Genomic DNA, 12442 nt, shown 5'->3' with positions numbered 1-12442 from the left:
CCGGATTATGGACTGGTTTGACCGGGCTGGCAAGGTTGCAGGGGTGTTCGCGCAACATCTCGCCGCCGTCAGGCTATTGAGTAGAATCGCTGACGCGGCCGGCGTGACCGGATGTGTCGGACACGGGCGCAGCGTGATGAAAATGAATAGTGCGCGCTTCATTCCGAATGCTCGCGGCCAGAACGACAAGAAGAGGTAACGGCCGGATGATGCTTCAAGTTCGATCAATGGTTGTTTTCGCAACGGTCGTGAGAAAGAACGCGTCGGAATGATCCACGGCCAATGGCCTTTGGGGAGAACAGCCATGAGTGAAACAACTTTTGTACGGCGCAAAGTCGGCAGCGGCCCGGCGATGCTCGCCCTTGCCGAGTGCGTGATCGCCGGCATTGCAGGCATTTCAATCGTCAGTGATCCGAGCAGCTTTGCCGGCGCGTCGGGATTCGGTGCGATCGGCGCGGTACTGGTTATCGTGGTTCTGTGCGGCGTCGTTTCTCTCGGCGGTCTCGTCTGGGCGATCAGCGCGTTGCTCAACGCGAACGACGATGCTGGTGCGGATGCCGTGCCGGCGTATTGCGCGATCGTGCTTCATGGTTTGTTGTGCTTGCCCATCCTCATTGTGATTTTGCGGGCGGCATGAGGTAGGCGGCAGGCTTTTCGTCACGAACTTGCGATGGGCGCGTGACGGACATGATTCGTCGCACACATTCGGGATCGGATATCGCTGAGAGGGAAGGTGCGGAGCCGCCGGAACCCTGCAAGCTTTGCGCGGCAAGGGTTGGGGAACGACTGGAGCGGGCGATGGGAATCGAAGGCTCCTACACGCGCATCCGCAACACTATGATTTAAAAGGAACATGGAGCGGGCAGCACAACCCCATGTCGGATACTTCTGTTGGAGCGCATTGTACAGAACCGAAGAAGCCGGTTCGCGATAGGGCCGGAGAGAGAGGCCGCTACTTCGCTTTCTTGTTCCCATGATAGTGTTTGGGACATATCAATGCCGAAACGATAACCATGACAGGCACAAACCATCCGCCGCTGGCCTTTTCCGCATGGCAATTCGATCCCGAACAGCCACCATTTCATGATGATCGCCTGAAACGACAGCGATACGCCACGCGTCTAACGGATTTCGTCGGCCGCCTGACTGCGGGCGGTGCGATCGCCATCGATGCCCCATGGGGTGGTGGCAAGACGTGGTTTGGACGGAATTGGGCTGCGCAGTTGCTTGCTGCTGGGCATAAAGTTGCCTTTATCGACGCTTTCGAACAAGACTACGTCGAAGACCCGTTCATGGTCATTGCGGCAGAGTTGGCGACCTTGCTCGACGATAGTGAGGGCAGTGGCCGCCTGTTACGTGGGAGAGCCGCGGCGGTTATGAAGGCCATCTTGCCGCTCAGTGCAAGAATGCTTGTGGGTGTCGTCGGACGGCTGGCATTTGGTTCCGCTGACCTTTCGGAAGATATCCAAGATGTGGTTGACGCGGCGCAGGACGGCGTAGCGGATCAAGCGGAAAAGTCCATTGAGAAAAAGCTTGAAGAGCACGAGGAAGAGAAAAGGTCGTTCGTCGAATATCGCCGCGCATTGGCCGAGTTCGCAGCAAAGCAAGATAAGCCGGTTGTCGTGTTTGTGGATGAGCTTGACCGCTGCAATCCTATGTTCGCGGTTCGACTGATTGAGCGCATAAAGCACTTCTTCGAGATTCCGAACGTTGTCTTCGTCTTGCTGCTGAACCGCGAGCAGCTTGAGCAGGCCGTGAAGGGAATGTTCGGACGTGAGACCGACGCTGCGGCATATCTTTCGAAGTTTGTGCGCTTCTTCTTTCGTCTGCCAGCGCCTTCTGCAGAAAGGAATACGCAGTATGGCTCTAAAGCTAACGATTTTCTCACTCAGGAGCTATTGCGTTATGGTTTCGATCGTTCTCAGAATCGCCCTGTGGCGAACTTTCACGCTGCTGCTTTGATTTGGGTGCATACCGCTCGGTTGTCGTTGCGCGATATGGAGAAAATATGCGCTCTGTTTGCTTTATCTGGGCCAATGGGGCCATCGGGACTTCTCGCATATCTGATCACCTTGAAATTGCGTGAGCCATCGATTTTCGATGGCGTGCTTAGGGGGGATCGCGACGCGCATAAGGCCGCTACAGAGTGGATTAACGGGTGCGTCGCAGGATCCGAATTTGGGTCGGACACGACAGAGGGAATGTATCTAGCTGCTCTTCGAGAATTGCACTTTGTTTGGCTCGCACCCGATAGGACGGAGCGCAAGCACTTGACGGGGCAAATCGCGAGTTGGATCTTAGGCGACACCATGCTTGATGTTGAAAGGGCATTTCCGGTTGTTTTGGCCCGTATCGATTTGTCGCTTGAGGTGTGAGCCGCGAACTGTGCCGTAATCATTGCGGCCCGCCACGCCGATTTGCGTGAGCATACGGGGGGAAATGCTCCGCCTCGCGCGTCACGCATCTTGGGTGCCGGTTCGTATTCGTCGCCGCGTATAAGGATCGACGATCTGGGGCTGGATTGAAGGACGCGATACCTTGGGGCGGTCGCGGCAATCCTAGGAGGTCCAACCGCCGATGACGGCTGCTCGTGCGTTGCTCTGCGTTCTGCAGGTGGACGCGGGATTGACACAAGCTTATGTGTCAGCGATTCAAGTAGTAGGGGATAGGATCAATTGGGGAGCAACTTGTTCCTAGTTATTCCCATCGTTTTGTATTCGTTGTTAGACCCTTCCCGTGGGAGAGCCAATACTCTCCCTAGGCTTCTCGCAAAGGAGAAACCTAGTTGGAGGCATCGACGCTCCCATATTCTTCCCTATGGGTAATCCCTCGCTTTGGTCGTGACGCATTATGTCAGGAGAGGCTGGATCCAAAGCTGAGCCAATCGAACCTCTCCCCATCGTCCCGGCTGCGTCTTCCTCTTTCGAGGCAACTCTACCGGTGAGCATTACGACGATCCCATCTATGCTCCGCTGCATTTCTCTCGCAGCTTTACGACCTTGCTCGACCGTTCTATCGCCGAAAAGCAAGGAAGCGCAAACCCGGTCTCTTGGGTGTGCGAGCGATAATTTAGCACAACCGGCAGTGGGGTGTGAAATACATTTCGTTTTTTTGTCAACCAGTAGTGAGCGATGGTTGTCTTTCGCTCGTTCGGAGTGAATTTTGTTGTGTGATTTTTTCACGCACGTTCGCCAGACGTTAGGTCGCGATGTCGGGCTCGGTATCGGTCCCGGGTTGCAATGCATAGCGCTGGCGGCGATTCCGGGCCAGGACGTTGTGATACGCTCGCGCCCTTCTAACACGCCACAGAAACGGGGAAACCATGCGGCGCAAGATTCCACGATCGCCAAGAACATTGGCACAACAAGCGAAGTCAGAGACACCGTCAACGCCAGCTCGTTGGGACAACGTTCTTAAAAAAGGACCGTTTCTCGTTTCATTGAGTGGCCTCTTCGTTTCGGCGACGGGATTAATAATCACACTGGCGGTGAACGGCCCGACTCTCCTGAAGAACGGGAAAGACTTCGTTGAGTGGTATCGCATGGACCAAAATGTGAGTGGCCGGTCGACTAACACTAGCGAGGGCGACATTGAACCCCCGGCATGGGCTGTCAGTGACGATGACGCAGTTTTTCTGGACGTCACCGTGCGGGATGGTCAGATTTCCGGATCAGCGGTAAGCAAGCGTGTATGCAAATACAACCTTCACACAGATGTTTTCGTCGAGGGAAGTATTTCTCGTAACGTCGGACACGTTGTTTTCTGGGATTGCATAGCCGGTGAACGACGCACATTCGCTGAGGCAAAAGTGCATGTTAATCGAGCAGCCGGCCTGCTCGACTTTAATGTGGCCGACCAAGCTCCGGGCTTATTTCCAAGCAGATTCCGTCTCGGAAAAAGATCTGACTATGATCCACAACCGAACACCCCGAACACGTCATCGCAGAGTCCGAACGCAGATGCTCGGCTAGAGATAAAAAAATTAGAAGATGCACAGTTTACAGGTTCGTTTTGCGAGGAGTTTCTTGAGAGCGTCAAGCCATCGAAGAAGAATTCGAAGAAGTAGCACCCTCGGATTGAATACGTGCTCGCGCTAATCAATGTTGGCGCTATGAGGCGCGTCGTCGCGAGTCTCTATATTTTCTCTTGTGCAGATTGCATGAGTTTCCAAAAATATCCGCAAATTACGCTGCATGCGAATACGTAAACCTGTCGCGCATGCGCTGCGCTATAGTTTGCAGGTGAGCCTCCGTATGTGGATAGTGAGAGAACCTTTCCTTTTACCTCATCCGATTCGGACGATCCCTCGAACGGATGATGAGCGAAGTGGTTGCGAATCTTCCGAATCAGTTCGATATTCCTGTATAGCTCCTTGTCAATGAACCCGAAGGCATAGGCCACAGCGATACGTTGGGAGGACGTTGCAAGCGGCCCCATTGCGCCAAATAATTTTTCTGCAACCTTTGCATCAACTGTCTTGGACTGAAGGTAAGCGCCCAAATAGTGTTCCAGAAAGCTACCAGCGAATATTGCCGCGCCACGATCTGATTCCTTATTGAAAGCTCCAATCAGGTCGTTGATTTGGTGAAAGTCGATATTTTGAGGGAGCCCCACGTAGTCCTCCTTTAGACTTACGATATCTTACCCTCACCTCTACCTCGCCTTCCGAAAGTGCGGCCGATGCCTATCCGTCGTCGGGTCATCGAGCATTTCTAGCTCCAAATCGGTCACGAATCCGTCGTTCGCGATCCGATGCGTTGCCTTCTTCGCCAACCATGCCGTTTCGTGGATTTCCGGTTTGAGGCCGCTCACCCTGACAGGCGCTTCCGGAAACAAGTCAGTCTTGCCGCGTGCCAGCGAGTAATCGAGCGTTGCCTAGCTGCGCTGCGTGCGTGTGAATTCTCCGTGCGCAGCGGCCCGCGCTTCCGCCTCGGTAGCGTATCCATAGCATGAAATCGCCAATCGATCCAAGTCACGGACATTGTGACTTCGTTTGCCAGCAAACGGCCGGATTCCGGCAGTATCCGAACGTCGCTTCCGCGCCGCCAGAAAATTAGCCCTTGGCTTTCCAGGCACGGCGTCCTACTCTGGCACCAATTTCTGGCGCATGTCATTGGGGGAGCAGCGATGGCGACGTTTGGATACGGTAGGGTCTCGACTGGACAGCAGACGGCAGATAACCAGTTCGTTGAGATCACGCAGGCGGGTTACGAGATCGAACCGGAGTTTTGGTTCGCCGATGAGGGCGTCAGCGGGAAAGTCTGTGCGGAGCAGCGTCCCGCGTTCAAGCGCCTACTCGGGCAGATACGCAGGGGCGAAACGCTGGTCGTGTCGAAGCTGGACCGGCTTGGGCGCGACGCGATCGACGTGTTGCAGACTGTCCGGCATCTGGGCGAGCGTGGCATCAGGGTCATCGTGCTCCAACTCGGGGCGACCGATCTAACGTCACCCGCCGGGAAGCTGCTGCTGTCGATGTTGGCGGCGGTCGCAGAAATGGAGCGAGACTTGCTGGTCGAGCGCACGCAGGCCGGGCTTGCTCGTGCTCGGGCGGAAGGGAAGCGGCTTGGCAGACCGTCCAAAACCACGCCGGAGCAGCGCGCAGAGATTCTACGTAGGCTCGGTCAGGGTGAATCGGTCAGCGCGCTGGCACGAGCGTATTCGGTTTCAAGAGCCAATATCATCAACGTTCGGGCAAGTGCCGTCGCGAATTAACTGGCAAGAAGGAGAGGGAATTGATCGACGACGAGAGCAAAGAACTAAGACAGCGCTTCCAGCGCGATGTTGATGACATTGTTGCGTCGCTAATCAGCTTCGTCGGTCTCAAGCATTCAAAGGACGTCCCGCACCTCAGTGAGGGTCTCTACCGCTGGCTTGATTTTCGTATGAGATACATCGACCCGGTTCCTCGGCGAATCGTTGCATCGAATCGTTTCCCGATGCGGCTCAGTGGAGCCACCGAAACAGGGTTGCGAGCGATCGAGAAACGTATGCTCGGCGGCCGTGACCTGAATCCGTTTCAAGGCAAGAGGCTGATTGGGCTCCATGACACGAGCGCAACGAAGCGCCAGATGAGAACGGATTTGTTGTGGGCAGACTGGGGTATTCATCACTTGCATCTGACCGACGCGCCGGTTTCCGAGGGGGCATCGCTTGCGTCGAGAGACTACTTCACGGAGCGCGGTGATTACTTGCTCTACGTGATGTTTGTTGACGATGCGGCGTGCATTATCGATGTCCGAACACATAGCGAGGAGTTACCGTTCTGCCAGCAATCTCTGATAGAGACGGTTGTGAGAAGCTGGCCCGGACTGCTCCGTCCCCTGTCCGGAACGTTGGCCCGCAGCAACCCATATACGGCTCAAGAAATCGACATGGGGCGTCGCGGTGGGGTGTCTGGGTTCGTGGTTGTAGATGGCGTTGCTTATTACCCGCCCGGGATGGGAGTAACGACTGCGTCAACTGCTACCCGTGTAACTCTAGCCAGAGATGCCTTGCGGAAGGATGTCGATCACTTGGTTCAGATCGTCAGCCATCCAGATGGTCAATTCCAAACTAGCTATCGATCGGGGAAGACCGGTCGAGCCTTCTCTCTTGCGGTTACGGAGCGAGGTCTCGCAGTTTACGAAGCAAGTGCGGATACGGCGTGGGTCTTGGGTGGCGCGGTGGAGCCTGTCGCCGGGCCATATACACGATTAACTCATCGGCTAACGCCGGCGTGGTTGCTGAGCGCGATGAAACGAGCCGGAGCGTGGTCCGGCGGTGGCCAGTCAGTCTCCGAGACTCGGGTTTGAACCGCGGGGCGTAAATCTGGTGATGTGCGGCGCGTGGGGCGCGCCGCCATCCTGATTGCATGTCGATTATCCGGTGTTCACCTGCCCTTTGCTGGGGATCCGAATCATCTTCCCATCCCTGTCGAACAGGATGGCGATGTTTGAGGATGTGCCGCCGAGCACCGATGCTTGCGAATACATCCATTGTTGAAGCGTGCTTGCGCGCCGTCGTTGAGCAGTTCGTTCGCCAGCAGCCTCGGCTCCATACCAATGGTCCGCGCAGCGTCCACAATGCGGATCATGCCCGCACCGTCCAGCAGCGGGTTTTCGGCTTTGAGTTTTTCGATGTCTAACGTCATGAAGTGCTCGCGCCAATGAGACTGAATTCGATGGGCGACGAGTTTAGCGGCTTCCCACTCTCGAAGTCGCGTGGACGCATGAATTTCATTCTTGCCGACTGCTGCGCGCAACCGTTTCGGGACGGCGAGCCGGACAACGTAGATGCCGCTAGGGCGACGATAAAGGCAGGAGGTTTGAGCCACCGTAGGACGCCGATGTAGGAGTCTTGCGGAGATGCTCGTGAGGCACACACATAGCCCAGTGGAATCAACGGGCTAGGTGGGGTGTGGAGCGGGCGATGGGAATCGAACCCACGTCATCAGCTTGGGAAGCTGAGGTAATGGCCATTATACGACGCCCGCAGAGCGCATAATTCTACAGGGGTTTGGGTGGGGATGGCAAGTGGGAGGTTTGGGGCGGTGGCAGGGAAACTGGCATCGCTCGATGCTGGAGCGGTGGCGTCGCTGGCAGTGATGCCGATTGGGGATCGGCCTGGAGCGCTCGCTCGACACGCTCGCTTGAATCGTCGGCAATTTCTTTGTCGATACTTCTGATCAAGTGGCGCCAGCGTAAGTCTCGACTGGTAAGCTTTCTGCCCTGTTCACAATCAGTCAAACAACGATGAAGCTTGAGGGAAGAACAGTCTGGCAACAGGCTGCTGGCGATACCAATAGAAATTACGTCAGCTTTTGCCTCGATTGGGATGTAATACTCAACGGACCTGGCTATGCAGGACCCATTCCCGAAGCCGCTGACCGACTTAGAGCTGACGGTTGGTCGTCACGGAAGATTACCGATCTGAAGCGCTTCGCTGTTTCCATGGCTCCGGGCGATATCGTCGTGCTTAGGCTTGGAACAAATGAGGTCCATGGGGTTGGCGAGATAATCGGGCCTTACGAATGGCACGATGAGTTCGGCGATATCGACGGGTGGGACCTGCAACACGTTCGCAGGGTCCGATGGCTCTGGAGGCCTGAGGGCAAGCCAATGCGTTTCGACGCCTATGCGATGAATCAGGGGGACACAACCCAGCAATTGCGGAATGGCCCCGTACTTGATTGGATCAGGTCGCTTGAACTGGTGTCGAATGAGTCGTCTTCTGTGCCCCTGCGAGTATTGCCTGACCAAGCGTCTAGGAAAATCCAGTTGGCCGAGATTTCATCGTTCCTGTTTGACCATGGGGTTGCCAGTGCTTCGATCACGAGTCTCGTGCATGAGATAGACGAACTGTCTCGGATCGGACGCTGGTACAAGCGTTCCCAGAAGCCTTCTGAACATGAGACGGTGGCGTATGTACCGTTGCTGCGTGCCCTTGGCTGGACGCCACAACGGATGGCGATCGAATGGAACCGTGTTGATCTCGCGCTCTTTGAGCGGTTGCCGCGCAGAGATGAAAACCTCTGCGCCGTTGTTGAGGCCAAGAAGATGGACGATTCCTGCCTCTCAGCCATGTCGCAGGCACTCAACTACGCTCAGTCTCGCACCAATTGTCACCGACTGGTAGTGACCGACGGGCTTCGCTACGGGGTCTATACGAGGCCGGGTAAGGGTGTGTTCAGGCTTTTCGCATATTTCAATCTTCTAAGGCTCCGCGGGGACTATCCCGTTTACCAGTGCAAGGGGGCACGTGAGGCCTTGCTTGCCCTTGCTCCAGAGTGGAAGCCGGGTGCCGAGCTCGCAATGATCGAGCCAGTTGAGCGGGTTGTATAGCTGTGGCGTTGTCCTGATCGTCGGATTGCCGGGATAGTCCCAGCATGGACGAAACCCGACACCACAACGATTTCCCGACGTTGACCAATGAGCAGCTTTGCGAGCTGGCTGCGGCGGTGTGTGACGATTTCGGCGGCGACCTCTCGCGAGCAGCTTTCACGGAGAAACTGCTGTGGCTTCTCGAAGACGTTCCAGGGTTCGAGGCGGACCAGGTGGATGCAAGCCTCATATACAGCGGTCGCCCGTCTGAACTCTGACGCTGCTACTCACGTACCAGCTCAGTCACCTTTCCATAGAGCGTTTCTCGGTATGCGCGAGCGTCTTTGGAAAAGTGCAGTCGCCGATGGCAGTTCGGGCAAACGGCGACCGTATTCGTCACCGTATCCGACCCGCCATCCGCGAGCTTGCGGAGGTGATGAACTTCGAGAAACGGACCATTTGCCCCGGAAAATGGCGCGGGTTGGTCGCAAGCCTCACAATTGTCCTTCGCTCGCTTAAGCACCCATGCTTTGACCTTGAGGTCGCGCACGAAGCTGGTGGTCGTTGACGTTGTTGTGCCTGGGGCTTTATTGCCATCGGGCCGTTCCTCTAGAGTCTTGCGAATCTCGGCGATGGTTACGGCTTCGGCAGCCCGAGGCAATTCCTGTCGACCTTCCAACTCGCCGATGATGGCTTCTATCTGTCCGGCAACCCTTACCCCAACATTTGTTGCCGGTGGGAGACCCGGTATCCAATCGCGTCCCATGAGCTCCAGAACGTAGGAGATGTTCCGCATCCTGTATTCGCAAGATTTTTCGGATCGGCCAATTTGCGCGGCGAGATTTCGATAGACCTGTCGTTTCACAACCGGACGAGCGTCTCGGAAACAACGGGCCATGTCGAGGTATGCGGCCACCGAGCCTCTCAATTCGCTTTTGGTCCAATCTGCTTCGAGCTTCGTGGGCGAGCCGTCTTGTTCATCGACGGGACTACCTTTTTCTTTCGGGACGATCTCAAAATCCAGATCTTCGAGTAATCGGTGCCACTTGCCATCTCTGGCACCGGCGAATTCGGATGGAAGCAAATCACCGTTTCCGGCAAGCCTATTCGCAATGGCAGCGATTGCCTTGGGCGGAAAGCGTTCGCGATTGATGACGACGTCGTATCGCACGCTGTCTCGAAATCCTCCATGTCCATGGTTCTTCTTCCATATCCGTGCTGCTCTGAGGACATGATCACGGGTAATCTTTCGAGGTGAATTGGGCATGTTCGAGTTTGTTCGCTGAGCATCGAACCGAAGAAAGATGCTAAGAATTTGAGTTGCTTTGGTCCGAGGAGTGGTCCATCTACCAGACATTGGTCGTTACTTGCGCCGCTTGCTCTTGGTCGGATGCTTTGATTTGAGCATATCAGTGAACTGCTGAACGAAATTCACGACGAGTTCCCGCTCGTTGCTATCCAATCCATCGAGAGTATCTGCAATCATAGCCAGTTGATCGTCCGGCCGTTTCGATCCGCGCTGCAATAGCTGATCTGGGAGTAGTCTAACGCGTCACTGAGCTGCTGGAGCCGATGCAAGGTCGGCATCCTCGTGCCCAATGTCGAAAATAAACGAGTCGGCGTCGGAAGCATACAAGCCCGGGTAAAGCTTTCGAACTAACGTGACAGGTCTTTCATACGATCGTCAGTCTGGAGCCGACATGTCCGATTTCATCACCGTTCTGCGCAAAACCTGCCCGACGCCTGTCGTTGACGCGACCAAGTGGAAGCGCATTGGCGGCGATCCGCACACCGTGAACCTCAACGCGTACGTCTCGAAGGACGGCAGCAAGATCATGGGTACCTGGATCTGCACGCCGGGCAAGTTCGAGGTGAATTACGAAAAATGGGAGTACTGCCACTTCCTCGATGGCTACTGCATCATCACGCCGGAAGGCGAGGAGCCGGTGCACCTGAAAGCCGGCGACGTGTTCGTGATCGAACCCGGCATGAAGGGGACGTGGGAAGTGGTCGAGACGGTGCGCAAGTACTTCGTATTCGCCTGAGTTTGTCTGAGCGGGCCGGTCGATTCTCCCGGCGCGGGCTATTCTCGTCGCCTTATCTTGTCCCGGTGCACGAAGGCAGGAGTGGCGAACGGGAATTCCGCCTCGATCAAGGTGGCCCAGGTTCGAAAACAGCGCGCCGAGCGTGGTTATACGCTCGGTGTTCTGCTATCCGGCTGCAACGCGTGATGACGGCGACGCGCGGTTGTCGATGACGACGCGATAACGCTCGCCGCCGGTCCTGCACGCTAACGCGCAAACCCCTAAGATGCAGCGATCCCGTCCACCGTTTCCGCTGCTGCGCGTGAAGCTTGCGCCTGCGCCGGACGCCTCTCCGGAGCCCCGACCATGCGCATCACCGCGATCCATGAACGCGCGATTCCCGTTTCCCGCTATGCCGATCCGGCGATCCCGTCCGGCGGCCTGTCGACGAGCATCGTCGCGGTCGTCACTGACGTCGTGCGCGACGGCCGCCCGGTGACGGGCTATGGCTACGCGTCGATCGGCCGCTTCGCGCAGAGCGGCCTGATCCGCGAACGGTTCGCGCCGCGTCTGCTGGCTGCTGCCGATACGCTCGCCGACGAAGCTGGCACGAGCCTCGACCCGTTCCGCGCATGGCGCGCGATGATGGCCGGCGAGAAGCCGGGCGGGCACGGTGAACGCTGCGTCGCGGTTGGCACGCTCGACATGGCGATCTGGGACGCCGCCGCGAAGATCGCCGAGCTGCCGCTGCATCGATTTCTCGCCGATCGTCTCCAACGCACGGCAGCACCACGCGTGCGCGTGTACGCGGGCGGCGGCTACCGCTATCCGCACGACGACCTCGCGCGCCTGTCGGACGAGATGCGCCGGATCGTCGATCTCGGCTACACGCACGCGAAGATCAAGATCGGCGGGGTGGATTTCGATAAGGACCGGCGCCGCATCGACGCCGCTGCCGCGCAGTTGGCAGGCCCTTCGCATCTCGCGGTCGACGCGATGAACACGTACGACGCGACGACCGCCCACGAGGCGGCCGAGATGCTCGCGCCCTTCGACCTTTGGTGGTTTGAGGATATCTGCGACCCGCTCGATCTGCCGCTTCAAGCAGACGTCGCCACGCGATACGCATCCCCGATCGCGGCCGGCGAAGCGCTGTTCTCGCTCGCGGAAGCGAAGCTGCTCGACCGCTATGGCGGCTTGCGCAACGACCGCGACGTGCTGGTGTTCGATCCCGTGCACAGCTACGGGCTGCCGGGCTATCTGCAGATCGTCGATCACTTCGTGTCGCGCGGCTGGCGGCGCGATGCGTTCTGGCCGCACGGGGGGCATCTGTTCTCGCTGCACGTCGTCGCGGCGCTCGGGCTCGGTGGCGCGGAAGTCAGCCCGTTCGCGTTCCATCCGTTCAGCGGACTCGCCGATGGCGAAATCGTCGATGCGGGATACGCACGCGTGCCGCAGGCGCCGGGTATCGGGTTCGAGTTGCATACCCACGCGCACGAAGTACTGCGCGCGGTATCGGAATCGGCGCCGATAGCGGGCCGCTGACACCTACAGCGCGTCGATCGCGTACCGCGGGCATTCCCCGTCCACTGCGGCTGCTGTCCGAGCGCGCCGGTGTTT

At 57.3% G+C, this 12442-nt stretch carries 13 protein-coding genes, 1 tRNA gene and 1 pseudogene; 10 read left to right on the top strand and 5 right to left on the bottom strand.

Features of this window, described 5'->3' with window-relative positions; translation table 11 throughout:
• Positions 1-7: 7 nt before the first annotated feature.
• From C5F75_RS14610 to C5F75_RS36315, 4 genes are all read left to right on the top strand, one after another.
• Positions 8-199 (top strand): hypothetical protein, encoded by a 192-nt coding sequence (locus C5F75_RS14610; protein WP_059574165.1) that lies wholly within the window; start codon positions 8-10, stop codon positions 197-199.
• A 105-nt stretch (positions 200-304) separates the two neighbouring features.
• On the top strand, positions 305-637 hold the full coding sequence (locus tag C5F75_RS14605; RefSeq protein WP_059574328.1) for a hypothetical protein: 333 nt from the start codon (positions 305-307) through the stop codon (positions 635-637).
• Positions 638-1013: 376 nt separating this feature from the next.
• A complete protein-coding gene (locus tag C5F75_RS14600) occupies positions 1014-2375 on the top strand; it encodes a KAP family P-loop NTPase fold protein (RefSeq protein WP_081066594.1) in 1362 nt (453 codons plus the stop codon).
• 947 nt (positions 2376-3322) lie between these two features.
• The gene (locus C5F75_RS36315) at positions 3323-4066 is read left to right on the top strand and encodes a hypothetical protein (RefSeq protein WP_143328694.1); all 744 of its coding nucleotides are present in this window, start codon (positions 3323-3325) and stop codon (positions 4064-4066) included.
• A 68-nt stretch (positions 4067-4134) separates the two neighbouring features.
• On the opposite strand, the gene C5F75_RS36310 is transcribed toward C5F75_RS36315, so the two are convergent.
• Together C5F75_RS36310 and C5F75_RS37205 are read right to left on the bottom strand one after the other, a co-directional pair.
• Complete coding sequence (locus tag C5F75_RS36310; protein ID WP_143328695.1) at positions 4135-4614, bottom strand: MltR family transcriptional regulator; 480 nt, start codon at positions 4612-4614, stop codon at positions 4135-4137.
• Between the two features lie 39 nt (positions 4615-4653).
• Positions 4654-4944, bottom strand: a pseudogene (locus C5F75_RS37205) (phage late control D family protein); the annotation flags it as partial.
• A gap of 183 nt (positions 4945-5127) precedes the next feature.
• Between C5F75_RS37205 and C5F75_RS14585 the strand changes: the two are divergent.
• On the top strand, positions 5128-5712 hold the full coding sequence (locus C5F75_RS14585) for a recombinase family protein (protein ID WP_059574163.1): 585 nt from the start codon (positions 5128-5130) through the stop codon (positions 5710-5712).
• A gap of 20 nt (positions 5713-5732) precedes the next feature.
• Entirely contained in the window at positions 5733-6791 is a 1059-nt protein-coding gene (locus C5F75_RS36305; RefSeq protein ID WP_143328696.1) for a hypothetical protein, read from the top strand.
• A 104-nt stretch (positions 6792-6895) separates the two neighbouring features.
• Here C5F75_RS36305 and C5F75_RS14580 read toward each other — a convergent pair whose 3' ends face one another.
• Positions 6896-7312, bottom strand: coding sequence for a DUF6538 domain-containing protein (locus tag C5F75_RS14580; protein ID WP_179231715.1), 417 nt, complete (start codon positions 7310-7312; stop codon positions 6896-6898).
• Positions 7313-7396: 84 nt separating this feature from the next.
• Positions 7397-7471 (bottom strand) — tRNA-Gly (locus tag C5F75_RS14575).
• Between the two features lie 259 nt (positions 7472-7730).
• Between C5F75_RS14575 and C5F75_RS14570 the strand changes: the two genes are divergently transcribed.
• Both C5F75_RS14570 and C5F75_RS14565 read left to right on the top strand, forming a co-directional pair.
• The gene (locus tag C5F75_RS14570) at positions 7731-8819 is read left to right on the top strand and encodes a hypothetical protein (protein WP_104012380.1); all 1089 of its coding nucleotides are present in this window, start codon (positions 7731-7733) and stop codon (positions 8817-8819) included.
• Positions 8820-8863: 44 nt separating this feature from the next.
• A complete protein-coding gene (locus C5F75_RS14565; RefSeq protein WP_059574159.1) occupies positions 8864-9076 on the top strand; it encodes a hypothetical protein in 213 nt (70 codons plus the stop codon).
• Between the two features lie 5 nt (positions 9077-9081).
• Here the strand turns inward: C5F75_RS14565 and C5F75_RS14560 are convergent, their stop codons facing one another.
• Positions 9082-9969: an HNH endonuclease gene (locus C5F75_RS14560; RefSeq protein ID WP_226093716.1), complete on the bottom strand. Its 888-nt coding sequence runs from the start codon at positions 9967-9969 to the stop codon at positions 9082-9084.
• A gap of 529 nt (positions 9970-10498) precedes the next feature.
• Between C5F75_RS14560 and C5F75_RS14550 the strand changes: the two genes are divergently transcribed.
• The gene (locus C5F75_RS14550) at positions 10499-10843 is read left to right on the top strand and encodes a cupin domain-containing protein (RefSeq protein ID WP_059448122.1); all 345 of its coding nucleotides are present in this window, start codon (positions 10499-10501) and stop codon (positions 10841-10843) included.
• A gap of 345 nt (positions 10844-11188) precedes the next feature.
• Entirely contained in the window at positions 11189-12367 is a 1179-nt protein-coding gene (locus C5F75_RS14545) for a mandelate racemase/muconate lactonizing enzyme family protein (protein ID WP_104012379.1), read from the top strand.
• Positions 12368-12442: the final 75 nt, after the last annotated feature.

Source organism: Burkholderia anthinoferrum, from assembly GCF_002925705.1.
GTDB lineage: Bacteria > Pseudomonadota > Gammaproteobacteria > Burkholderiales > Burkholderiaceae > Burkholderia > Burkholderia semiarida.
Note: the sequence above shows the minus strand (reverse complement) of the source record. Positions and strands in the feature narration are given on the sequence as shown.